At 70.0% G+C, this 22,031-nt stretch carries 18 protein-coding genes and 1 tRNA gene; 9 read left to right on the top strand and 10 right to left on the bottom strand.

Annotated elements, in window-relative coordinates; genetic code table 11:
• Positions 1-10: 10 nt before the first annotated feature.
• Positions 11-988 carry an NAD(P)/FAD-dependent oxidoreductase gene (locus CA982_RS02630; protein ID WP_086533787.1) on the bottom strand — a complete coding sequence of 326 codons (978 nt, stop codon included), beginning with the start codon at positions 986-988 and terminating at the stop codon, positions 11-13.
• 2 nt (positions 989-990) lie between these two features.
• Entirely contained in the window at positions 991-1,887 is an 897-nt protein-coding gene (locus tag CA982_RS02625; protein WP_086533786.1) for a class I SAM-dependent methyltransferase, read from the bottom strand.
• Between the two features lie 47 nt (positions 1,888-1,934).
• Between CA982_RS02625 and CA982_RS02620 the strand changes: the two genes are divergently transcribed.
• Positions 1,935-2,546: a helix-turn-helix domain-containing protein gene (locus CA982_RS02620; protein WP_086533785.1), complete on the top strand. Its 612-nt coding sequence runs from the start codon at positions 1,935-1,937 to the stop codon at positions 2,544-2,546.
• 65 nt (positions 2,547-2,611) lie between these two features.
• On the top strand, positions 2,612-3,868 hold the full coding sequence (locus tag CA982_RS02615) for a L,D-transpeptidase (protein ID WP_167383324.1): 1,257 nt from the start codon (positions 2,612-2,614) through the stop codon (positions 3,866-3,868).
• A gap of 3 nt (positions 3,869-3,871) precedes the next feature.
• Here the strand turns inward: CA982_RS02615 and CA982_RS02610 are convergent, their stop codons facing one another.
• Positions 3,872-4,636 carry an SDR family NAD(P)-dependent oxidoreductase gene (locus CA982_RS02610; RefSeq protein WP_086533784.1) on the bottom strand — a complete coding sequence of 255 codons (765 nt, stop codon included), beginning with the start codon at positions 4,634-4,636 and terminating at the stop codon, positions 3,872-3,874.
• A gap of 38 nt (positions 4,637-4,674) precedes the next feature.
• On the opposite strand from CA982_RS02610, the gene CA982_RS02605 reads away from it, so the two are divergent.
• From CA982_RS02605 to CA982_RS02595, 3 genes are read left to right on the top strand one after another with little or no spacing between them, the layout of a single operon-like run.
• A complete protein-coding gene (locus tag CA982_RS02605; RefSeq protein ID WP_086533783.1) occupies positions 4,675-5,802 on the top strand; it encodes an ROK family transcriptional regulator in 1,128 nt (375 codons plus the stop codon).
• A gap of 57 nt (positions 5,803-5,859) precedes the next feature.
• The gene (locus CA982_RS02600; protein WP_086533782.1) at positions 5,860-6,669 is read left to right on the top strand and encodes a transglutaminase-like domain-containing protein; all 810 of its coding nucleotides are present in this window, start codon (positions 5,860-5,862) and stop codon (positions 6,667-6,669) included.
• A 5-nt stretch (positions 6,670-6,674) separates the two neighbouring features.
• Positions 6,675-7,826: a zinc-binding metallopeptidase family protein gene (locus CA982_RS02595; RefSeq protein ID WP_086533781.1), complete on the top strand. Its 1,152-nt coding sequence runs from the start codon at positions 6,675-6,677 to the stop codon at positions 7,824-7,826.
• On the opposite strand, the gene otsB is transcribed toward CA982_RS02595, so the two are convergent.
• The 4 genes from otsB to CA982_RS02580 all read right to left on the bottom strand — a co-directional run bounded on the left by otsB (position 7,823) and on the right by CA982_RS02580 (position 11,967).
• A complete protein-coding gene (gene otsB, locus CA982_RS02590) occupies positions 7,823-8,611 on the bottom strand; it encodes a trehalose-phosphatase (protein WP_086533780.1) in 789 nt (262 codons plus the stop codon). The two genes, CA982_RS02595 and otsB, sit on opposite strands and share 4 nt — an antisense overlap.
• On the bottom strand, positions 8,608-10,137 hold the full coding sequence (locus tag CA982_RS02585) for an alpha,alpha-trehalose-phosphate synthase (UDP-forming) (protein ID WP_086533779.1): 1,530 nt from the start codon (positions 10,135-10,137) through the stop codon (positions 8,608-8,610). The genes otsB and CA982_RS02585 overlap by 4 nt, the downstream gene beginning before the upstream one ends.
• A 4-nt stretch (positions 10,138-10,141) precedes the next feature.
• The gene (locus tag CA982_RS26650) at positions 10,142-10,303 is read right to left on the bottom strand and encodes a hypothetical protein (protein WP_010842782.1); all 162 of its coding nucleotides are present in this window, start codon (positions 10,301-10,303) and stop codon (positions 10,142-10,144) included.
• Positions 10,304-10,470: 167 nt separating this feature from the next.
• Positions 10,471-11,967 carry a threonine/serine exporter family protein gene (locus CA982_RS02580; RefSeq protein ID WP_086533778.1) on the bottom strand — a complete coding sequence of 499 codons (1,497 nt, stop codon included), beginning with the start codon at positions 11,965-11,967 and terminating at the stop codon, positions 10,471-10,473.
• 168 nt (positions 11,968-12,135) lie between these two features.
• Between CA982_RS02580 and CA982_RS02575 the strand changes: the two genes are divergently transcribed.
• Positions 12,136-12,522, top strand: coding sequence for a RidA family protein (locus tag CA982_RS02575; protein WP_086533777.1), 387 nt, complete (start codon positions 12,136-12,138; stop codon positions 12,520-12,522).
• A gap of 67 nt (positions 12,523-12,589) precedes the next feature.
• Positions 12,590-12,664: transfer RNA gene (locus CA982_RS02570), tRNA-Thr, on the top strand.
• Positions 12,665-12,730: 66 nt separating this feature from the next.
• Here the strand turns inward: CA982_RS02570 and CA982_RS02565 are convergent.
• Positions 12,731-13,084 (bottom strand): Fe-S protein, encoded by a 354-nt coding sequence (locus CA982_RS02565; protein WP_086533776.1) that lies wholly within the window; start codon positions 13,082-13,084, stop codon positions 12,731-12,733.
• A 72-nt stretch (positions 13,085-13,156) separates the two neighbouring features.
• Here CA982_RS02565 and CA982_RS02560 point away from each other — a divergent pair, with 72 nt between their 5' ends.
• Positions 13,157-14,791 carry a carboxylesterase/lipase family protein gene (locus CA982_RS02560; RefSeq protein WP_208617862.1) on the top strand — a complete coding sequence of 545 codons (1,635 nt, stop codon included), beginning with the start codon at positions 13,157-13,159 and terminating at the stop codon, positions 14,789-14,791.
• 118 nt (positions 14,792-14,909) lie between these two features.
• On the opposite strand, the gene CA982_RS02555 is transcribed toward CA982_RS02560, so the two are convergent.
• On the bottom strand, positions 14,910-18,698 hold the full coding sequence (locus tag CA982_RS02555) for an nSTAND1 domain-containing NTPase (protein ID WP_086533774.1): 3,789 nt from the start codon (positions 18,696-18,698) through the stop codon (positions 14,910-14,912).
• Positions 18,699-19,178: 480 nt separating this feature from the next.
• On the opposite strand from CA982_RS02555, the gene CA982_RS02550 reads away from it, so the two are divergent.
• Entirely contained in the window at positions 19,179-20,375 is a 1,197-nt protein-coding gene (locus tag CA982_RS02550) for a winged helix DNA-binding domain-containing protein (protein WP_086533773.1), read from the top strand.
• Between the two features lie 12 nt (positions 20,376-20,387).
• Here CA982_RS02550 and CA982_RS02545 read toward each other — a convergent pair whose 3' ends face one another.
• Positions 20,388-22,013, bottom strand: a complete 1,626-nt coding sequence (locus CA982_RS02545) for an HNH endonuclease signature motif containing protein (protein WP_086533772.1) — start codon at positions 22,011-22,013, stop codon at positions 20,388-20,390.
• Between the last annotated feature and the right edge of the window lie 18 nt (positions 22,014-22,031).

Raw genomic sequence — 22,031 nt, 5'->3', positions numbered from 1 at the left:
TGCTCCTCGGTCACGCCAGGGCGGAGACCTTGTCGTCGAGTTCGGCCATCACCAGACTGGCGTTGACCGCGGCACCCGCGGACACGCCCTCGCCCATGGCGACGGTCACCATCGCATGCACGGTGGTCGTGTTGCCCACTGCCCATACGCCGGGCAGTGCGGTCTCGCCCATCGGGCCGGTCCCGACCAGGCCGCCCATCGGGCCCTCGTCGAGGGTGCCGCCCAGTCGCTCGTAGAGCTCACCGCGGACCACGAACTTCGGCGAGACCACGACCGCGTCGGCCTCGACCACGCCGCCGTCGGACAGGAGTACCCCGTCGAGGCGGGCCGACCCGTCGTCGTCGCGTGTGCGGACGCGCTCGACGCGGGCGTCCACGACGTCGATCCCGGTGGCCGTGAAGTGTTCGCGATCGTCGGCCGACAAGGCGGCGGGATCGTGCGCGATCACCGTGACCTGCTCGCTCAGCTGGCGGAACATGAGCGCCTGATGTGCCGACATCGGGCTCGTCGCGATCTGGACGATCCGGGTGCCGCGCACCTCGTAGCCGTGGCAGTACGGACAGTGCAGTACGTCGTGTCCCCACAATTCGGCGACCCCGGGGATGTCGGGGAGTTCGTCGACCAGTCCGGTCGCCAGGATGAGGCGCCGGGCCTTGACGACGTCGTCCGAGGACAGACGCAGCGTGAAGTCGTCGACCGAGCCGGCGGCGTCGACGACGGTGCCCGGGCGGATCTCGGCCCCGTATCCCGTCGCCTCCGCACGGCCGCGGGCGAGCAGGTCCAGCGGGGAGATCCCGTCCTGTCCCAGCACGTTGTGGGCTCCGGCGGCCGGCGCGTTGCGCGGCTGTCCCGCGTCGATCACCACGACGTTGCGCAGGGATCGCGCCAATACCGTCGCGGCACTGAGCCCGGCGGCGCCGCCGCCGACGATGGCGACGTCGTATTCGGTTGTGGTGGAGATATTCTCGCTTGCCGAAGGGATGGTCATCGTCACTCGCTCTCGGGGGTGGAGATCGTGGTGGTGCGCGGGCGGGCGATCCAGAGGAGCCGTCCGGCAGACAGGGTCAGGTCATCGAGTCGACGCGCTGCGTCGGGATCGGAATCATCGGTCAGGTCATCGAGCAGGGCCAGGTCGGCGGGATCGAGGGTGTCGGTCAGACGGTGCCGGAACTGGGCGAACCAGTGCCGCGCGTACCGTGCGACCGACTGGCTCGGGTCGCTGCGCTGGACGTGGACGGTCTCGGCCCGGAGTACCTCGTACCCGGCGTCGTCAAACGCGTCGGTCCAGTCCACGAGCGCCTCCCACCCGGCCCCGGTCGCCGCGGTCTGGCAGCGCTCCTGCAGGCCGCGCAGTTCGACGTCATCGTGTGCGGGGAGGAAACGCGGAACGGCCGCCATCTCGGTGATCGCGAGGACCCCGTCCGGCCCGAGCGAGGTCGCTGCCTCCCGCAAGAGACGTTGTGGATCGGCGACGTGGTGCAGCGACATGGCCGCCCAGACGACATCCGGCGACCCCAGCGGCGGCAGTCCGTCGTCGAGATCCGCGACGACGGTGGTCACCCGTTCGGCGACACCGCCGTCTCGCGCGCGGCGCTCGACGAGCGCGACCATGTCGGGCGAGCCGTCGACCGCGACGATCTGGGCCTGCGGGAAGTGGCGGGCGAGTGCCTCGGTCCCGGTCCCGGTGCCCGCGCCCAGATCCGCGATCCGCGCCGGCGCATGACCCAGCGATTCCGCGATCATGCGTGCGGCGTCGTCGAGGTAGTCGGCCATGAGTTCGGCGTCCAGGTCGAGGACCGCGGCGAGGCGGGCGTGGTCGTGGTGGTCGGTGTGGTTCGTGTGTGCGTGGTGTCCGGCGGCCGGCTGGTGGTGGTGAGTGCTGGTCATGTCTCCACGGTAGCGCCGTCATGCCCCTATGGCATACAGTCTTGCCGATGACGCAAGAACTCGACACGGTCGTCCGCCAGCGAATCCGCGGGCTGCGGATCGCACGGGGCTGGACGCTCGATGCCCTCGCCGCCCGGTGCTACCTGTCACCGTCCACCCTCAGCCGGATCGAGACCGGGCATCGTCGAGTGGCCCTCGACCAGCTCGTGCCGATCGCCCGGGCGCTGGGCACGACCCTGGACCAGCTGGTCGAGCCCGCCGATGACACCGACGTCGTGATCCGGCCCCAGCCGCACACGGTGGAAGGGATGACGATGTGGCTGCTCTCGCGGGAGAACGCGCCGCAGGGCGTGACCGTGGCCAAGATGCGCTTCGACCGCGAGCAACCCGTCGGTGAGCTGCGTGTGCATCCCGGGTACGAGTGGTTCACGGTGCTGTCGGGAACGGTGAAGCTGTGGCTGGGCGACCGCACGATCCTCGTGCCCGAAGGCGACGCCGCGGAGTTCTCGACGATGATCCCGCATGCGATCTGCGCGTACCAGGGTCCGGCGGAGGTGCTGTCGATGATGGATCACGCCGGCGAGCGTGCTCATCTGCCGTCCGTGCGGACCGCACCCGCGGCGCACGGTGATGACCCCGCGGGCGCCCCGGACGCCTGACCACCCGACTCCGCGGCCCGCACACCACCGATGCGGGGCGGCGCATCGGTACTGTTGTTGCGGTGATGACTCCTCAGACCTCGGTGAACCGACGCTCCGTGCTCGCCGCGGCCGGGGTCGGCGCGCTCGGGGTCGCGGTGGCGGCCTGCTCGGGCTCCGGCCTCGGTCCCGGCGGGGACACCCCGGCCGACCCCTCGGTCCGTCTGACCTTCACACCGGCACTCGACGCCGAACCGGCCGGCCCGACCGCCGAGTTCTCGGTGAAGGCCACGGACGGATTTCTCAACCCCGACGTGAAACTGACCAATCCGCGCGGAGTCGTGGTGAAGGGCCAGTTGTCGGAGGACCGGACGACCTACACGATCAGCGAACCGCTGGGCTACGGCACCGAATACACCTGGAGCGGAACGGCGGTGGGAATCGACCGCAAGGTCGTGCCGGTCGCCGGGACGTTCACCACGCTCACCCCGTCGAGTCAGGTGAACGTCGTCGTCAACATCGGCGACGGGCAGGAGGTCGGCATCGCGGCGCCGATCATCCTGAAGTTCAACGGCACGGTCGAGGACAAAGAGGCGGTCGAGCGTGCGCTGACGGTCACCACCACCCCGCCTACCGAGGGGTCGTGGGCGTGGCTCGGCGAGGACAACGGCTCCCGGGTGCACTGGCGCCCGCGCGAGTACTACGCCCCCGGCACCAAGGTCAGCATGGCCGCCAAGCTCTACGGTCTCGACCACGGCGGCGGGGCCTATGGTGCTGCCGACGTCACCAGCGATTTCTCCATCGGGCGGGCGCAGGTGGTGAAGGCCGAGGAGTCCTCACACCAGATCGTCGTGCTCCGCGACGGTGCCGAACTCATGAGCCTGCCGTGCAGCTATGGCGGTGGTGACCTCGACCGGAACGTCACGCGTTCGGGAATCCACGTGGTCACCGAGAAGTACGAAGAGTTCTTCATGAGCAACCCGGCCGCGGGCTACTTCAACATCCGCGAACGCTGGGCCGTGCGGATCTCCAACAACGGTGAGTTCATCCACGCCAACCCCGAGACCGTGAACGTGCAGGGTTCGGCGAACGTCACCAACGGGTGCATCAACCTGTCCGAGTCCGACGCCGAGCGGTACTTCGGGGTCGCGGTCTACGGCGACCCGGTGGAGGTCACCGGGACCCGGATCGCGTTGTCGGAGGCGGACGGCGACATCTACGACTGGATCTACGACTGGGAGACCTGGCAGGGCATGTCGGCCATCAAGGGCGAGGTCCGCGAGACCTCGGTGCCCGCGACCCCCAGCGGGGCGCCCACCTCGAACGCCCCGGCGCCGCGCTAGCGGCTAGCCCGTCTTGACGTTCCGCCGCGCGGAGGCCTGATCGCGCGGTTTGAGGATGATCTGATCCAGGTTCACGTGGGGCGGGCGGGACGCGACGAACCCGATGACCTCGGCCACGTCCTCGGCGACCAGCGGGGTGAGTCCCGCGTAGACCGCGTCGGCGCGTTCCCGGTCGCCCTCGAAACGGACGAGTGAGAAGTCGGTCTCCACCATGCCCGGGGCGATCTCGGTGAGCCGTACCGGCTTTCCCAGGAGTTCGTAGCGAAGCGTCCGGTGGGTGACCCCCTGCGCGTGCTTCGCCGAGGTGTATCCCGCGCCGTTGTCGTAGGCCTCGAACGCCGCGATCGAGGTCACCGAGACGATCAGTCCGTCCCCGGAGGCGATGAGCGCGGGGAGCAGTGCCTTGGTGACCCGCAGGCTGCCCAGCACGTTGGTCTCCCACATCCAGCGCCAGTCGTCGAGATCGGCGGTCGACACCGGATCCAGGCCCTTCGCGCCACCGGCGTTGTTCACGAGCACGTTCACCGTGTCGAGCCCGGCGACGAACGCCGCCACGGAGTCGTCGTCGGTGACGTCGAGTTGCCGTCCGGTGCCCCCGATCTCGTCGGCGAGGGCGGTCACCCGGTCGAGCCGGCGGGCGCCGAGCACCACGTGGTAGCCCTGTGTGGCGAGCTGCCGCGCGGTGGCCGCGCCGATTCCCGAGCTCGCGCCGGTGACCACGGCGATCGGTCGGTTGTCCGTCGACTGGGAGGCGGTGTCGGTGCTCATGGGCTCAACCTTACGGACAGCGCTGCTACATTCATCGCATGCGTGGGGGAGTGATCCCGGCAGCGCTGCAACTGACCTCCACCCCGGCGGCGGCGGTCCTGCACGCGATCCGGGTCGGTGGACCGGTGACCCGGGATCAGCTCGCCTCGACGACGGGTCTGTCGCCGGCCACCATCAACCGTCAGGTTCATGCGCTGGCCGCCCACGGCCTCGTCGTCGAACGCCCCGATCTTGCCACCCCGAAATCCATTGGCAGGCCCAAGAACCCGCTGACGATCGACCGTGACTCGCTGTGTGTCGCCGGCATGCACATCGGCGCGCGGCGGACCGTGCTCGCCATCGCCGACCTCGGTGGGCGAACGTTGCACAGCCACGCGGTGCTGACGCCGGCCGGCGACCAGGAGGACGCCCTGCAGCACCTCAGCGCACTGCTCGCCGAACTCGCCGCGCGTTTCAGTGGGCGTCGGGTGCTGTGGGGCGGGGTCGCCGTCGGCGGCGCGGTCGACGCCGAGACCGGGGTGGTGAACCACCGGGTCCTGGGCTGGCATCAGCTCGGCGTGGGCGCAACGCTTGCCGAGCACCTCGACACCCCGGTATCGGTGTGCGAGCACGTCGAGGCGATGGCCGCCGCCGAGTTGCTCCTGTCGCATCCGCGCGACGGCGGCGGATCCGGGTTGTTCTTCTACGCCCGTGAAACCGCGGGAATGGCAATGACTCTCGACGGTCGGGTGCATGTGCCCGGACGCGGGGCGGGCACCATCGCCCACCTGCCGGTGACGGCGCCCGTGCTCGCCCCCGGGCTCACCCGGGTCCGGTTGCAGAACGTCATCGGCGACGACGCCGCGGAGGCCGCGGCGCGTCGTCTCGGGATCAGCCCCACGTCGGCGCGGATCGTCGACGAACGGGCCCGCGTCCTCGGTGAGTCGGTCGCGCTCATCCGGGACGTGATCAATCCCGACGCCATCGTGGTCGCCGGCGATGCGTTCGCCGCGCACCCGCGCGGACTCGCACCGGTCCAGGCGGCCTTCGACGAGGCGACGACGCTCACCTGGCCGCTGGAGATCGCGCCCTCGAGATTCGGTGTGCGCGTGCAGGAGAGCGCGGCGGTCGTGGTGGCGCTCAGCGTCATCTACGCGGACCCGGTCGCGGCGATGGCGACGCTGTAGCGGGTCGCCCCGCCGCCTGCCGCTGCCGTCGACGCGCGCATCCCCTACGGTGAGTCCATGACGCTGCCCCGCGATGTGTCCGCACGGCTCGAGGTGCGGGTCGACGACCCCACCGAACTGGAGATGCAGATCACCGTCGCCCGATTGCCCGGACTCCAGCTGGAGGAGGAACTCAAGCTCGAGTTCGACGGTCGGTCGGTGACCCCGGAGGAGATCATCGGCCCGCACGGATCACGGATCCACCGGCTACAACTCGAGCGGGGTGTTCTGACCATCGACTACTGGGCGTCGGTGCTCACCCCCGCCGATCCGCTGCCCGTCGACATCGCCGATCGCTCGACGTATCTGCGTCCCAGCCGGTATGCCGAGTGCGACAAGTTCTTCGGATTCGCCGCGGGTCAGTTCGACTCGTCGCTGCCCGACGGTGAGATCCTGAGCCAGGTCACCGAGTTCGTGTCGGATCGGCTCAGCTACATCCCCGGGACCTCCGACCCCATCGACGGTGCCGCGGACACACTGCTCGCCGGTGCGGGCGTGTGCCGCGACTACGCGCATCTGGTCGTCGCGCTCCTGCGGGCGCTCAACATCCCCGCGCGTCTCGTCGCGGTCTACGCGCCGGGATGCTCGCCGATGGACTTCCACGCCGTCGCCGAGGCGATCGTGGACGGCGAGTGGGTGGTCGTCGACGCGACCGGACTCGCTCCGCGGCAGAGCATCGTGCGGATCTCGACCGGCCGCGATGCCGCCGACACCGCGTTCCTCGACAACCATCGTGGTTCGATCAACCTCAACTCCTACGAGGTGACCGCAACGGTGCGCGGCGAGCTTCCGATCGACGACGGGATCGCACGCGTCCGGATAGGCTGAGCCGCGTGCACGCGCTCACCTGCCCGGTCTGCAATGCGCTGTCGGGCTTCGACCGTCAGACGTGCCCGAACTGCGGGACGACGGTCGGCGTCCATCTGCCGTCGCGGTCGCTGTACGCGGTCTCGCCGGAGGGGGTCGAGATCGACGCCGGCGCCGGGAGCGGAGCGGGCGGGCCGAGTGAGACGCGCCGGTGGGTGCGGTGCTCGCTGTGGGACCGCACGCACTGCAACTGGTTGACCCCGGCCGAGGTCACGGAGGACAACATCGGTCTCCGGGGACGCTGTTTCCCGGAGTCGCTGATCCGGCGTCAGCCCGACGCCGAGGACACCATCGCGCTGGAGAAGCTCGCGCCGGCGTCGTTCGATCTGCGGTTGCTGGTGTACCAACTCGTCGATCTGGGTCTGCCGGTGGAGCCGTTCTGGCGCACCGAGGGCGGCCTGGCGTTCGACCTGTTGTCGAGTCAGACCCTCGGCCGGCCGGTGATGATCGGTCACGCGGGCGGCGTCGTGACGATCGACCTGGCCGAGACCCAGGATGCCTATCGCGAGCGGTTGCGGGTCGACCTCGGCGAGCAGTACCGGACGATGCTCGGTCACTTCCGGCACGAGACCGGCCACTACTTCGAACACGTCCTCGTCGAGACCGGCCCGGGCGCGGACCGATACCTGGACCGGTGCCGGGAGTTGTTCGGCGACGAACGCGCGAGCTACGCCGACGCGATCACCCGGCACTACCGGTTCGGGGCACCGGAGAACTGGCACGAGTCGTTCATCTCCGAGTACGCCACGATGCACCCGTGGGAGGACTTCGCCGAGTGCTTCGCGCACTACCTGCACATCACCGGAACCATCGACACCGCACGGGAATCCGGTCTCAATCTCGATGCCCAGCAGGTCCGGTTCACGATGGAGCGTGACATCGTGCCGCTCCGGTCGTATGCCGACGAGCCGATCGAACGGTTGCTCTACGACTGGAAGTGGTTGTCGCTCATGCTGAATCGGGTGAATGTGGCGATGGGGCGCCGACCGCTGTACCCCTTCACGATCCCCGAGCCGGTCGTCCGCAAACTCGGGTTCGTGCACGAGGTGATCCGTGAGAGTGCCCGCCGGGCGGTGCCGACGGACCCGCTCGTCGCGGCGCCGGCCCAGTCGGCCTAACCGGTCGACGACGCGCGCGCCCGCTGGTCGGCCACGAACGCGAGAACCGTTGCGACGTCGTCGGTGTCGGCGATGCGGAATCCGGCGGCGGTGTCGCCCTCACCGACCTTGATGCCGATGTCGCCGTCTCCCGGCCGGAGGTGGGCGAAGGCCTTCTCGTCGGTGACGTCATCACCGAGGTAGATGACCGCGTCGGCGCCGATCCGGTCGCGCAGGGTGTCGAGCGCGTGACCCTTGCTGGTCTCGATCACCGCGAGTTCGAGAACGGCCTTTCCCTCGGTGGTGTGCACGCCGGGCCAGGAGGCCGGGCCGCTGCGAGCACGATCGAGGGCGGCGACGGCGTCGGTCTCCGAGGCATTGCGCACGTGCAACACGGTGCTGGCGGGTTTGACCTCGACGGTGCTGCCGGGGAAGTCGGCGGCGATCGAGGACAGCTCGTCGATGAGCCGGTTCAGCAAGGCCCGGGCCTCGTCGGTGATCTCGACCGCGAAGCCGGACTCGAACTCGCTGCCGTGACTGCCGACCAGCACCACCGGTGCCTCGAGGCCGGACAGCGCGGCGAGCACGGCGCGCTCGCGACCGGACACCACGGCGACGACGGTGTCGGGCAGTGCGGCGGCGGCCACGAGAGCGTCGATCGACGCGGGGTCGGGGACGGCGTCCTCGGGTCGCGAGACGATCGGCGAGACGCATCCGTCGTAGTCGCTCGCCAGGAGCAGCACCCCCACACCGGCGGCCCGCGTCAGCGCGTCGGTGAGCTCGGCGGGAATCCCGTTGTCGCTCACTCCGGCTCGCCCACCAGGTGCACACCCCGATTGGGTGACAGCTCGGTGTCGGAATCGGCGCCGAGGGTGCCGAGGAAGCTCTCCGCCCACTTCGCGACATCGTGCGCGAGGACCTGCCGGCGCAGCGCGCGCATGCGCCGCCTGCCCTCGTGTTCGCTTTGTTCGACCGCGGCCTCGATGGCGTCCTTCACGCCGTCGAGGTCGTACGGATTGGCCTGGTAGGCCGAGCGCAATTCGGCTGCCGCGCCGGTGAATTCGCTGAGCACGAGCGCGCCGCCCAGATCGCCCCGGCAGGCCACGTACTCCTTGGCGACCAGATTCATGCCGTCGCGCAGGGGCGTGACCAGCATGACGTCGGCCGCCACGAAGAAGGCCAGGAGTTCCTCACGGGGGACCGGACGGTGCAGGTACTGCACCACGGGTTGCCCCACGCTCGCGTAGGTGCCGTTGATGTTCCCGACGAGCTGTTCGATGCCGGCGCGCATCTGCTTGTAGCTCTCGACGCGTTCCCGGCTCGGCGTCGCGAGTTGCAGCATCACCGTGTCGGCGGGGTCGAGGCGCTTCTCGGCCAGCAGTTCCGAGATGGCCTTGAGCCGGACGTCGATGCCCTTGGTGTAGTCGAGTCGGTCGACGCCGAGCATGATCGTCTTCGGATTGCCCAGCTCACGGCGGATCTCGGCGGCGCGTTCGCGGATCTTGCGGGTCTTGGACAGTGCGTCGAGCTCGCCGGACTCGATCGAGATGGGGAATGCGCCGACGCGCACCGTCCGGAACCCGACCTGCACCACGCCGAAACGCGAGCGCACGCCGACGGTGCCCTTGCTCGTCGCCTGACCGGCGAGGCGCCGCGCCAGGAAGAGGAAGTTCTGTGCCCCGCCCGGCAGGTGGAACCCGATGAGGTCGGCGCCGAGGAGGCCTTCGACGATCTCGGTCCGCCACGGCATCTGCATGAACAGTTCGACCGGCGGGAACGGGATGTGCAGGAAGAAGCCGATCTTGACGTCGGGCCGCAGCATCCGCAGCATCTTGGGCACCAGTTGCAGCTGGTAGTCCTGCACCCAGACGACGGCGCCGTCGCCCGCCGCCCTCGACGCCGCCTCGGCGAACCGGCGGTTCACCTCGACATACGTGTTCCACCATTCGCGGTGGTACTCGGGTTTGACGATGACGTCGTGGTAGAGCGGCCACAGTGTGGCGTTGGAGAAGCCCTCGTAGTACTCGGCGATCTCCTGCGTCGACAGGGGGACCGCGTGGATGTCGATGCCCTCGATGTCGGGGTTGTCGTCGGAGTCGGGAATCCCCGACCAACCGACCCAGGCCCCGGTGTTGGCGCGCAGGATCGGCTCGAGCGCGGTGACGAGCCCACCCGGACTCCGCTTCCAGTTGACGGTGCCGTCGGGGAGGACCTCTTTGTCGACGGGCAGACGGTTCGCGACGACCACGAACTCCGCTCCGTCGTGCGTGGCCCGGTCGGGACCGGTCACGCCGTCGGTCTCGGGGTGGGTTTCTCCTGCTCGCGGAGCCACCTGGTCAGGCGTTCTCGCCCGGCGCGATCCCCAGCATGGCGAACAGCATCCGGCACTCGTCGGCGTCGGTCGCGTACGCGGCGACGACGCGGCGCGCCGAGTTGGCGGTCTCGTCGGCCACCGGCTCCAGTTCTTCGTCGGCGATGTCGGTCGTCTTCGCGGGCATGTGAGTCCCCTCGTTGTGCGGCATGGTGTGCGTGCGGCGCGCGATGTCACAGCGGCGCAGTGGTGCGGTGTCTCGACCGATTCGCTGGTGCGAAGTGGCCGTCGATGACACGCCCTGCTCCGCATTCTACCCGGGCATCACCGGTGCTCACGGCCAGCCGCCTCGCGTCAGCGCCGTGGTGGTGGCGGGCGCCATCGGTTCGCGCGGGCCCGGCGCGCGGCGGCGTGCGCCTGACGCGCCTCGCGGTCCTCGCGCAGGGCGATCCGGCGGCGGAGTCGCCAGTCCGGGCGGGGTGGCAGCTGGGGCCGACGCAGCGACCGGGCGACGAACTCGCCCAGCGTGACGCCCGCGGCGAGCGCGCAACCGATGGCCAACGCGTTCGCGATCCAGGTGAACCCGTCGAGGGTCTGGTCGCCGAGGATGCCGTACAGGCCCCGATAGACCGCGAGACCGGGCAGCAGCGGGGTGATGCCGGCCACGGCGACGACCAGCGGGGGCGTCAGCGCACGGCGTGCGAGCAGACCGCCGATCAGTCCGACGAAAGCCGCCGCCAGTCCGTTGGCGATGACGTCGCCGATGTCGGTGAACGTCGACGCGGCCGCCACGGCGGTACCGATGAAGCCGCCGAGGAATGCCACGCTGAGGGCCCGGGTCTCGGCGTAGCTGGCCAGCGCGTAGGCGCAGGCGGCCACCGCGCCCGCGACCACGCGGATCGGGAGTTCGACGACCTCGAAGCTGGTCGTCGTGGTGATGGTCGGGAGGAAGATGCCTCCCGCCTCCAGGATCCGGATCGCGACACCGACGCCGGCGATGATGCCACCGGTCATCAGGAGCAACTCGAAGAAGCGGGCCACCCCGGTGATGGGTGCGCCGGTGATCGCGTCCTGGACCGAGCCGACCAGCGACAGTCCGGACAGCAGCACGACGATGCCGGCCGCGATGACCTGCGACGGCGCGATCTGGACGCCGAGCCGTTCGGCGGCGGCGAAGACGAGGGCGGCCGGGACGACCGCGATGAAACCGCCGGTGAGCTGCTGGAAGAAGACGGGGGTTCCGATGCGGTTGAGCCAGCGGTTCACGGTGACCGTCACCACGGTGGTCAAGAAGGCGAGCGCGGCGACGAGGTACTCACCACCGAGCAGGACCGCGATGCCCGACGCCATCATCCCCCAGGCGGTCGTGGCCAGCCAGTGCGGATAGGGGTGGGGTGCCGTGATGATCTCGTCGACCATCTGGTGCGCCGTGGACGGGCTGATGAACGAATCGCGGATGCGGCGGACGAGGCGGTCGACCTGGGCGAGCCGGGTGAAGTCCATCGAGCGGTAGTAGACCTGCTCCATGGTCGTGATGGGCGGGAGTGTCGCGCCGCGCCGGGCGCTGACCACGATCGTGTTGTAGGTGACGTCGACGTCGACGTCCTCGAGGCCGTACACACCGGCGACGAACTTGATCTGGGTCTGGGTGTCGATGGCTCCCGTGCCCGAGTCGAGCAGCACGGCGCCGATCTTGGTGGCGAGGTCGAGTACCTCGGTGATGGCCGCGACGTCGAACGGTTCGATCGGCTTGCGCGGCGACACCATGATGCTGCCGGGTTCGATGGTGTCGATCGTCGCCTGCCGGCTGCCGCTGAGCCGACGCAGGACACGGCCGATCTGTTCGCGCACGCAAGGCCTCCTCGGGTCGGTGGTGGAGTGCTCGCGGGGTAACCGACACCCGGCCGGTTCAACCCTGACAGGAGACTGGATACACCTCCGCGGTCCGGGCGGCACCGGCAGGGTGCGCGGAGGAGTCGGCGGCGGTCGCGACCGAGGCCGCTCGTCTACGATCGCGGCATGTCCTCCGTGCAGATCAACGGTCCTCGAGACGGCCACACCCGTAGCGCCACGGTGAGTCCCGGAAGTCTCGTCTTCACCGCCGGCGCGGCGCCCATCGACGCCGACGGCGCGACCGTCGCCCCCGGGAACGTCCGCGAGCAGGCCGTGCAGTGCATGAAGAACCTGGAGGCCGCGCTGATCGAGTCCGGCGCGACGCTGCGCGACGTCGCCAAGGTGACCGTGTTCGTCGCCGAACACCTGCAGGCCGATCTGGTGGTCGCGTGGGACGCGGTGACCGAGGCCTTCGGCGACCACAGGCCCGCCGGCAGCCTGCTGGGCGTCTCGGTCCTCGCCTACGACGACCAGCTGGTGGAGATCGAAGCGGTCGCCGCGATCCGGGGCTGATCCGGCGGCCCGGCCGGTCGGGTGCCGATGACGTGGACGGCGGTCCGGCGGATATACTCGCTCGCGCGCCTCCTTAGCTCAGTGGTAGAGCACTCGCCTTGTAAGCGAGCGGTCGTCGGTTCAATCCCGACAGGGGGCTCCACGCACGAACGCCGCGCACCGATCCGGTGCGCGGCGTTGTCGTCGGCGGATCTCGCCACCGGGTCGGCTACCAGATGACCGCGAGGCCCGCGGCGAGCAGGGACAAGGCACCGACGGCCCAGAAGAGGGGACGCAGGACGGGTTCGCCGGTGCGCTTCTGCCGCGCGCTCCCGATGCCGAGGATCGCGCCGAGGACCACCAGGATCACCAGTTTGATGCCGATCTTGGGGTAGTTCAGGTCGATTCCGGCCGGCCACGGCGCCGCGAGCGCGAGTCCGGTGAGCAGGGAGAGCAGAATCCCGTAGTCCATCACGCGGGTGACGCGGAACTCGCGCGCCGCGAGCTGGGTGACCCAGGCGCCGAAGGTGACCGCGAAGCCGATGATGTGCAGGAAGATTACGACGTTGCGTAGTAGCTCCATGCGGTCACACTACCCAGGAGGCGCACGGAAATTCTGGGCAACCGGAACAGGTTCACGGTGCACGATGGACTGATGACGCACGACGAACCGGGCACGTCCACGATCCCGCCGTCACCCAGGGGAGACGCAACCGACGGTCCGCGGCCGCTGGCCCGGACCCGCGTCGGGACCCACCGTGGCGTCGTCGGCGAGCGGGCCGACGTGTGGCGGGGCATCCGGTACGCCCGTCCGCCCGTGGGTGAGCTGCGCTGGCGTCGTGCGGTGCCGCTCGGGGAGAGCGATGCCCCGGAGGACGTCGCGGATGCCTCGACCTTCGGCGCGGTGTGCCCGCAGCAGCTGAACCCCGCGGTGCGCCTCGGTCCGGACGTGGTGATGGACGAGGACTGTCTGTTCCTCAACGTGTGGACCCCGCCGGGCGCCTCGGAGCATGCCGACGACGCGGTCGGACTCCCGGTCATGGTGTGGCTGCACGGCGGCGCCTACGTGCTGGGATCCGGGGCCCAACCGTTCTATGAGGGCTCGAACCTCGCCGCCACGGGTGACGTCGTCGTCGTGACGCTCAACTACCGGCTCGGGGTGCTCGGGTTCGCCGACCTGTCGTCGATCGACGAGCGGTTCGAGTCCAACGCCGGACTCAGTGACGTGCTGGCGGCGCTGCGCTGGGTTCACGACCACATCGCCGCGTTCGGTGGCGACCCTGACAAGGTGACCGTGTTCGGCGAATCGGCCGGGGCGGGACTGGTCACCGCATTGCTCACCATGCCGGCCGCGACCGGGCTCTTCGGCCGGGCGATCGCGCAGAGTTCACCCGTGACGTCGATGTACGGGGCGGACCGGGCGGCGCGGGTCGCCGCGCAGTTGCTCGAGGCCGCCGGGATCGACGCGGGTGAGCTCGACACGGGCGAGATCGTCGCGCGGCTCGACGAACTCGACGGCATGACGTGTTCGGCGATCACCACCACGCTGTTCGAGAAGATTCCCGGCGAGACGCCGGGGACCATCGCCTTCGCCCCGGTCATCGACGGCGATCTGCTGCCCGAGCATCCCCTCGACGTCTATCGGGCGGGTCGCGCGCATCCGGTGCCGCTGATCATCGGGACCAACCGCGACGAGGCGAACCTGTTCAAGTACATGAAGTCCCCGCTCATGCCGATCACCACCGCCGACATCGAGCGGATGTTCGCAGGGATGGCGAAGGAGTATCCGGACGTCGTCCTGCCGGAGCGTGCGCAGGTGCTCTCGGCCTATTCGGGTCTGCGCCCCAAGGTCACCGGGCTCGGCGTGGCCCGCGACGTGGCGTTCCGGATGCCCACGTTGTGGCTCGCCGAGGCGCACGCACGCTCCGCGCCGGTCTACGTGTACCGCTACGACTGGACGACACGGATGTTCCGGCTCCTCGGACTCGGCGCCGCCCACGCGACCGAAGTCCCGTACGTGTGGGGCAATCTGGGCGCCGGGCCCCGCGACATCACGTTCCTGCTCGGCGGCCGCAAACAGGGAGAAGCGGTGTCCGAGAGGATGGTTCGACGCTGGACTGCCTTCGCGCACGGGCAGGAGCCGGACGCCGGGACTCTCGGCGATCCGTGGCCCACCTACGACACCGGCCATCGTCCGGTGCTGCGCATCGATGCCGAGGATCGGGTCGTGCAGAACCTCGACGGCGACATCTGGGAGGCGTGGGGCGACGAGGTGCTCGGCTTCCGCTGAGGCAGCGTGACCCCGTCGACCGAGCGCAGCGAGGACGCCGCGCCCCCGCTGGCCGAGCAGCGTCGACCGAGCGCAGCGAGGACGCCGCGTGTCGAGGTCACCTGCCGGGCAACGGCATTCAGTCCCGACGGCAGTTCGCTCGGACGTCGACGTGCGGGAGATAGGCGTCGCGCTGGGCGTCGGTGAGGGGCGCGGTGCTCGCGCAGATCCAGTCGCGGGCCACGGCGAGATCGAGCGTGTGCCGGTAGACGTTCCCGGTCGTGTCGCCACCGGCGATGATCTCGTCGTCGGACGGGAGCTCGGCCGGCAGTTGCCAGGTGGTCGTGGTGTCGGTGGTGGCGAGCAGTGTCCCGACCGGTTGCCGATCGGTGAGCCGGCCGTCGTCGCCGAGCGCGAAGCTGATCAGTTCGTGCGTGGCGGTGCCCACCGCGAGCCGGTTCGGTGCCACCGACACCGTCGACGCGAACATGTCCTCGTACCGGTCGAGGAGTTCCGGTTCGGCGTCCGTGCCGATCGGTGGCAGTCGCCAGGTGGTGAGGTCGCGGGAGGCGACCACCAGCACATCGCCGTCGTCGTCGAACGCGGCCTGCGCCACCGGCGCCGCGACGGTGACGACGTCGACCGGGTCCGGACTCGACGACGTGAGGTCGTACAGATAGACGCGTTTGTCGTCGGAGGTCAGCGCGAGCCGCGTGCCGTCGGGGCTGAAGGCGGCGTTGCGGATGAGGTCGGTCGGTCCGCGCAGCGGTGCACCCACCCGGCGCGGGGAGCCGGGCACCGAGGTGTCCCAGAGGGCCACGGTGGTGTCGGTGTCGCCGGTCGCGAGCAGGTTCCCCGCCGGCGCGAAGACGACCGGGAACGAATAGCGGGTGGCGAGGTCGAGGGCCGCGGCGCGGCGCGGGGCCGCGGTGTCGGCGATGTCCCAGATCTCGACGAGCCCACCGTTGTTGTTCGCCGTGGCAGCCAGGGTGCCGGGGCCGTTGAGGCTGACGCGCGGGTGGTCGTTGACGCGGCGCTGGATGGGCGTTCGTGAGCGCAGGGTGAGGCCGCCCGACGTCGTCCACAGGTTCAGCGTCGTGTCGGAGCCGACCGTCGCCAGAACTCGGTGCGCGGCATCGGTGTCCAGTCCGGTGATCGTTCCGCCGCGGTCGGGTTCGGTCCGGCCGGGCAGGCTCCAGACGTCGATGGTCCCGTCCGACCGGCCGGACACGAGCTGTTCGCCACTGGGGTCGAACCGGGCGGCGAAGGTCCGGACCGAGCCCTGCTCGGAGGTGGTCTGCAGCGCCCACTGCAGCGTCGGCGAACCGGGGTTCGCGGTGTTCCACACCCGCACGAGACCGTCCGCCCGGGCGGAGGCCAGCTGCGAACCCGAACCGTCGAAGCCGATGGACCACGAGCCCGCGGTGCTGTTGGGCAGGGACGTGCTCAGCGGGCGGGGTGCACGCGGGTCGGCGACATCCCACAGTTGGGTGTTGGGGCTGTCGCCGGTGACCGCCAGCGAGCGACTGTCGGGGCTGAAGGCGACGGCATGGGTGATGCTCGGGAAACCGGTGAGCGGTGGACCCAGCGGTTGCGGTGCGTCGCCGGTCGTCCACAGTCGGACGGTGCGGTCGTCGCCACCGCTGGCGAGGACGCGTCCGTCGGGGCTGAAGGACAGGGTCCGCGCCGCGGCCGTGTGCCCGCGCAGCACGGCGGTCTCCCGGATCGATCCGGCCGGGGAGACCGCGTAGACGGTGATCGTGCCGTCGTCCGACGACGCGGCCAGCGTGCGGCCGTCGGCGGCGAATCGCACCATGTAGACCGTGCCGTGTCCGGGGGACAGCGTCGTCGCCAGCCGGGGGTTCGACACGTCGGTGAGATCCCACATGCGGACCGAGCCGTCTCCGCTGCTGCTCGCCAGCAACTGTCGGGTGGGGTGGAAATCGGTGCTGGTCACGTAGTTGCCGAAGCCGCGCAGGACGGCGGTCTCCCGATAGTCCGACGAACCCGACCGCGTCCAGACGCGTACGGTCCGGTCGCCGCTCGCCGACGCGAGCCGGGTGCCCGTCCGGTCGAAGGAGAGGTCGTAGACCGGGCCGGTGTGTCCGGTCAGCGGAGTCACGAGGGGCGTCGTCGCGGCCCCGCGCAACCGGCTCTCGACGGTCGGGTCGTCGGGATAGATCTGATGCGCGATGAGCAACAGCCGCGCCGCCAGGGACGGGTTGGAGTACTGCATGCTGTCGATGTGGGACAGCAGCGCCGATCGTTCGGCGGCGTTGCGCTGCTGCCGGAGGTCGTGCGCCTGGCGGAACCCGATCGCCGCGGTGATCGACGCCGCGATGGCCAGCACCACGATGACCGACACCGCACCGAGCCGGGTCAGGCGTCGCCGCTGCTGCATGGCGACCGCGGCGTCGAGAAACGCGTCGTTCTCCCTGCTCAGCAGGTGGAGATAGTCACTGCGGAGGGCTCGCCGGCGCCGCTTGGCGTCGTCGAGGCGCGATCCGGTGTAGAGGAATGACCGGCCCCGGCCGTTGGCCAGCCAGGCCGCGCTGTCGGCGTCGACCTGCTGGCGCCACAGGTGGTTGTCCGTATCGTCGGCGATCCACTCGGCCAGACGTGGCCACGCGGTCAGCACGACATCGTGCACGAGCATCACCGAGTCGGTGGACACGGTGAGCAGCCTGGCCTGGGCGAACTCGTCGATGACGGTGGAGACCTCGGGCGGGAACCGGTTCGCGATGGTCACCGTGGACAGCGGCACGCGCAGCGCGATGCCGGCCGGACCGACGTGCACGAGGGCGAGCAGCACCGCCCGCGCCAGGTCCCGGTGCCGCGGATCGATCGCCGCCCAGGCGGCCTCGGCCGTGTCGGCGACGGCGCGGGCGATGCCGCCGGTGGCCCGGTAACCGGAGAGGGTCATCCGGTTGCCGCTGCGTCGTGCCCAGGTCGCCTGCAGGACGTGCGCCAGCAAGGGCAGGCGGCCGGCCCGGTCGCCGCCCGTCGATGCCTCGTACAGCTCGGTGATCATCACGTCGGCGAGTCCGGTCTCGATCCGGCCGCCGGCGAGCCGGACAGGCGCGGTGATGACCTCGCGCAACTGCGTGCGGGTCATCTCCGAGACGATCACGCAGCGGTGCTGCCAGGCGTCGGCGAGGAACGGGTGCTCGACGCACTGGCTGAAGAAGTCGGCTCGCACGCCGACCACGACGACCGTGTCGGACGCGAGTTCCTCGACCTGGCGCAGCGTCTCGGCGCGGAGCGAGTCCTCGAGGGAGAAGACGTTCTCGAACTGGTCGATGACGATGACCGCGTCCTCGGTCGGGGGCCCGGGGACTTCGGCTGCCTCGGTGGCCTCCGGAACCGCCGGCTCCGCGATGACGAGACCGTCCGGCGTGATCTCGCCGAGTCGGGGCGAGGGCAACCGGGCGTCCCGGGCCAGGCCGGCCCGCAGCAGCGAGGATTTACCGGATCCCGACACCCCGGTGACCACGACGAGCCGAGACGCGGGGGCCAGCGGGGGCGGGCCCGTGCGCGCCGCCAGGATCGCGTCGACCAGGGTGCCGACGACGTCGTCCCGGCCGAAGTACATCTGACTGTCGGCTGCGGTGAGGGTGGCCAGTCCGGCGAACGGGCGCGCGTGCTGCGTCGCGGACGGCTGGGCCCCGGTGGTCTCCTCGGGCGTCCGCCGGTCCCACATCTCGCGCCACTGCGGGATGGTCAGGACATCCTCGGCCCCGGCGGCGACGGCGCGCGCGGTCAGCCAGACGAGCAGCGGTTCGACGGTCGCGAAGTCCCGGGGGAGATGCCGGCCGTTTCGCCAGTCGCTGATCCGTTGTGCCGACACCCGAGCTCGGGACGCGGAGGCCCGCAGTGTGGGACGGCCGGCTTGCACGAACAGTCGCGCGAGTGCCTCTCCGAAATCCACTCAGCTGTTCCCATGCTCGCCCCGACAGTTCGACCGCACCATCATGCGGTAGCCGAACCCACCGCGCCACCATCGACGACCCGATGTGGCGACGGCCACATCTCGGGCCCGCGTCGCCGCTCCCGGCGGCGGTCCGGCCGCCGGATCCGGACCTGGTTCTGTCCGGTCCGGATAGTCCGTTAGCCGCTTGAACTGCGTTTATGTGCCGGTTTCCGGAACAGGGGTGGAGTGGGTCGCGTTCGTGGGGTCTGCTTGTGGGGCGCGACTCGACGGTGGTCGGGAAGCGCACAGGTTGCGTCGGTCGAAGGACACACCGAAAGTGTCGCGAACACTGCCCGTCGGGGGCTGTGTGTCGTTCGGCCCACACGACCGCGCGGGTGCCGGACACCGGGTCGACGGGGGTCGGCGGTCTCCGGCACCCGCGTCCCCTCCTCGTGCTCGTTGCATTCTCTTGTCAGCACGGCTCACTACGATCTCTGCATGCTGATCACCGACGCCCAGCGCCGGGCACGCCTGATGCGCCGGGCACACCTCGACGCCTCGTCGCGGGCCGCCGACGCGGTGGAGGCGGCCGCCACCATGGTGGGTCTGCACGCCACCACTCCGTCGACGGTCCATCTGGCCGCGTGGGCCCGCGTCGGTCCGGGTTTCACCCGCGACTCCGTCGACACCGCCCTCTACGAGGATCGGACGCTCGTCAAGCACCTCGCGATGCGGCGCACACTGTTCGTGTTCCCGCGCGACGTCCTGGCCGAGTCCATCGGCGCACTGGGGCCGCGGATCTCTGCCTCCGAACGCACCAACATGCTGCGCGACCTCCGGCGTAGTCCCGACTTCGACGACCCCGAGGGCTGGATCGAGACCGCCCGGCAGGCAGTCCTCGCCGAACTGGCCGGCGGCGAGTCGCTGACCTCCACCGAACTCCGCGAGCGGCTACCGGCACTCGACGGCTACATCTCCCACGGCGCGGGTACCTCGTGGGCGGGCCGCGCCCCGATGGGGCCGCGCGTGCTGAACATGCTCGACGCCGAGGGGGCGATCGTCCGGGGGCCGAATCGGCTGGGCTGGCATCTGTCGCGACCGGCGTGGACCTCGATGCCGCTCTGGCTCGGCGAGACGTTGCCGTCGATGAGCGTCCACGACGGCCACTGCGCGCTGATCCGGCGTTGGTTGCGAACCTACGGACCCGGTACGGAGACCGACCTGGTGTGGTGGCTGGGCTCGACCAAGACCGCGGTCCGCGCGGCCCTCGCCGAACTCGGCACGGTCCGGGTCGACCTGGAACGCGGTGGAGTCGGTCATGTCCTGCCCGACGATCTACCCGACGGCACCGGTATCGACGGCGGAGGGGACGGGCCGGTCGAACCGCAGGCCGTGCTCCTGCCCGAACTGGACCCGACCACCATGGGCTACAAGGAGCGCGGCTTCTATCTCGGCAACCACACCGCGCAGGTCTTCGACTCCGTCGGCAACGGCGGTCAGACCGCCTGGTGGGACGGGCGCATCGTCGGCGGTTGGTATCGCCGCCCCGACTCGTCCATCGACATCATCCCGCTGGAGCCGCTGTCCCGGGATGCGCGTCGGGCACTCGATGCCCGGGCCGATGAACTCGCGGCATGGTTGGGCGACGAGCCGATGAAGACCGGCTACGCCGCACCGTATGCGCGAGGGTTGTGACGGTGCGGCCTCTCAGAAGGGCGGCGGGTTGGCGGCGTTCCACGCGTCGATCTCGCGACGGTGGGTGGTGGTGCGCGCGGTTCGCTGGTCGGCGAGTGTGCTGCGTGCGGGGTGGTCTGGGGGTCGGCCAGGTACGAGGTAGCCGAACAGGTCGCGGCCGTTGAAGGCGTTGCCGACGAAGGTGTGTCCAGTCGGGGACTGAAACCAGGCGGTCAAGTAGTCGTCCTGGTAGTCGCGCCACATGCCGAAGGTTTTGATGCGGTGGTGAAACCGGCAGAGTGGTTTGAGGTTGTGCCGTACGGTCGCGCCGCCGGTCTGGGGCGCGTCGTGGTCGAACGGGATGGTGTGGTCGAGATCGGTGGTCCATACCGGTTGGTTACAGCCGGGGAAGGTGCAGCCCAGTTCGCCGCACCGCACAAGGTTCTGCAGTTTGCGGCTCGGGGCGTACCGGGCATCGGTGGACTCTGCTGGGCTGGTGCCGGGGGTGGTGATGAAGGAGCGACGCGCGTCGGCCAGGAGCGAACGCATGCTGTCGGCGTCGATCAGGCCGTGACCGTCGAGGAAACCGGGATCGTCGTCGAGGCCGAGCAGTGTCGACAGGTTGACCACGATGTGAAACATCGGCACCGGCCTGTGCGGTGCGGCGTCTGCTACCGGAGCCGGCTCGGGTGGTGTCGAGGTGGTGTCGCCGGGTTTGGTTGTATCGCAACCGGTTTCAATCTGAGGGCGGTCGAGGTTGATCGGTGCCGGCTCGGGTGCGCACTGTAGGCACTGGCAGGGCAGGGTGTCGAGGTGGGCGGCCAGCGCGATCATCGCGTCGGCGCGTCGTTGCCGCTTGTTGCGGGGGTCGTCGGAATGTACGGAGGCGGCCATCGCGTCGAGTCGGGCGTTGAGTGCGGCGGCGTCGGTGATCGGGAGGTTGCCGCTGATGCGGGACTGGCCGGGTGTGAATCGGTTGGGTGTGATGGTGATGGTGCGGTCGGCGGTGGCGCGTTCGCGGCGGCGGCGGATCGCGTCGGGGGCGTGTTTGGCGACGATGGCGTCGACCAGGGTGGTGAACCGGGTTGTCGACATCGGTGGGCGGGCCAGGATCGCTTCGGCGAGATGGGCATCGACGGTCTGCATGTCAGTGTCGGGCACGTAGTCGGTGCGTTTCATGGCGATGGTGAAGCGGCGCTGGTCGATCCGCCCGCACGCGAGGGTGTTGCCGGTGAGCATGAGCCGGTAGCGCAGGACATCGCCGGTGCGGATGAGGTCGCGGGCTTCGGCGGCGGTGATCGTCAGTGCCGCACCGAGTTCGGCGGTGGCTTGGTCGAAGCCGTCGGGCCCGAACTGGGCATATGGGTCGATCCCGGCGGCAGCGTCGGCGGCGTGTCGGTGCAGATCGGCTTCGGAAGAGGCTTGGCCGTCGCGGTTTTCGGTGCGGCGCATGTGGTAGTCGAGTTCACGTTCCTCATGCAGCAGGCTTGCCGCGGTCAGTAACCGGTAGGAGGCTGCTGACGTGATCGACGCGCAGTGGGTGATGACGTCGACGAGCTCACCGGGCGACAGTTGGGTATCCAGAACTGCTGCGGGCAACGCGAACTCGGCCTCGGGCTTCTCGCCCGGCGTCTCTGAGTCACCGCCCCCGAACTGCATGTGACCAACATACGACAG

Origin of the sequence: Gordonia lacunae (assembly GCF_002149015.1) — a bacterium.
GTDB lineage: Bacteria > Actinomycetota > Actinomycetes > Mycobacteriales > Mycobacteriaceae > Gordonia > Gordonia lacunae.
The sequence above is the reverse complement of the archived record's forward strand: the minus strand, read 5'-3'. Positions and strand labels throughout refer to the sequence as shown.

Coding starts and splice junctions, on each gene's coding strand:
- CA982_RS02630 (WP_086533787.1), bottom strand. CDS start 988: ATGACCATCCCTTCGGCAAGCGAGAATATCTCCACCACAACCGAATAC.
- CA982_RS02625 (WP_086533786.1), bottom strand. CDS start 1,887: ATGACCAGCACTCACCACCACCAGCCGGCCGCCGGACACCACGCACAC.
- CA982_RS02620 (WP_086533785.1), top strand. CDS start 1,935: ATGACGCAAGAACTCGACACGGTCGTCCGCCAGCGAATCCGCGGGCTG.
- CA982_RS02615 (WP_167383324.1), top strand. CDS start 2,612: ATGACTCCTCAGACCTCGGTGAACCGACGCTCCGTGCTCGCCGCGGCC.
- CA982_RS02610 (WP_086533784.1), bottom strand. CDS start 4,636: ATGAGCACCGACACCGCCTCCCAGTCGACGGACAACCGACCGATCGCC.
- CA982_RS02605 (WP_086533783.1), top strand. CDS start 4,675: ATGCGTGGGGGAGTGATCCCGGCAGCGCTGCAACTGACCTCCACCCCG.
- CA982_RS02600 (WP_086533782.1), top strand. CDS start 5,860: ATGACGCTGCCCCGCGATGTGTCCGCACGGCTCGAGGTGCGGGTCGAC.
- CA982_RS26650 (WP_010842782.1), bottom strand. CDS start 10,303: ATGCCCGCGAAGACGACCGACATCGCCGACGAAGAACTGGAGCCGGTG.
- CA982_RS02575 (WP_086533777.1), top strand. CDS start 12,136: ATGTCCTCCGTGCAGATCAACGGTCCTCGAGACGGCCACACCCGTAGC.
- CA982_RS02565 (WP_086533776.1), bottom strand. CDS start 13,084: ATGGAGCTACTACGCAACGTCGTAATCTTCCTGCACATCATCGGCTTC.
- CA982_RS02560 (WP_208617862.1), top strand. CDS start 13,157: ATGACGCACGACGAACCGGGCACGTCCACGATCCCGCCGTCACCCAGG.
- CA982_RS02550 (WP_086533773.1), top strand. CDS start 19,179: ATGCTGATCACCGACGCCCAGCGCCGGGCACGCCTGATGCGCCGGGCA.
- CA982_RS02545 (WP_086533772.1), bottom strand. CDS start 22,013: ATGCAGTTCGGGGGCGGTGACTCAGAGACGCCGGGCGAGAAGCCCGAG.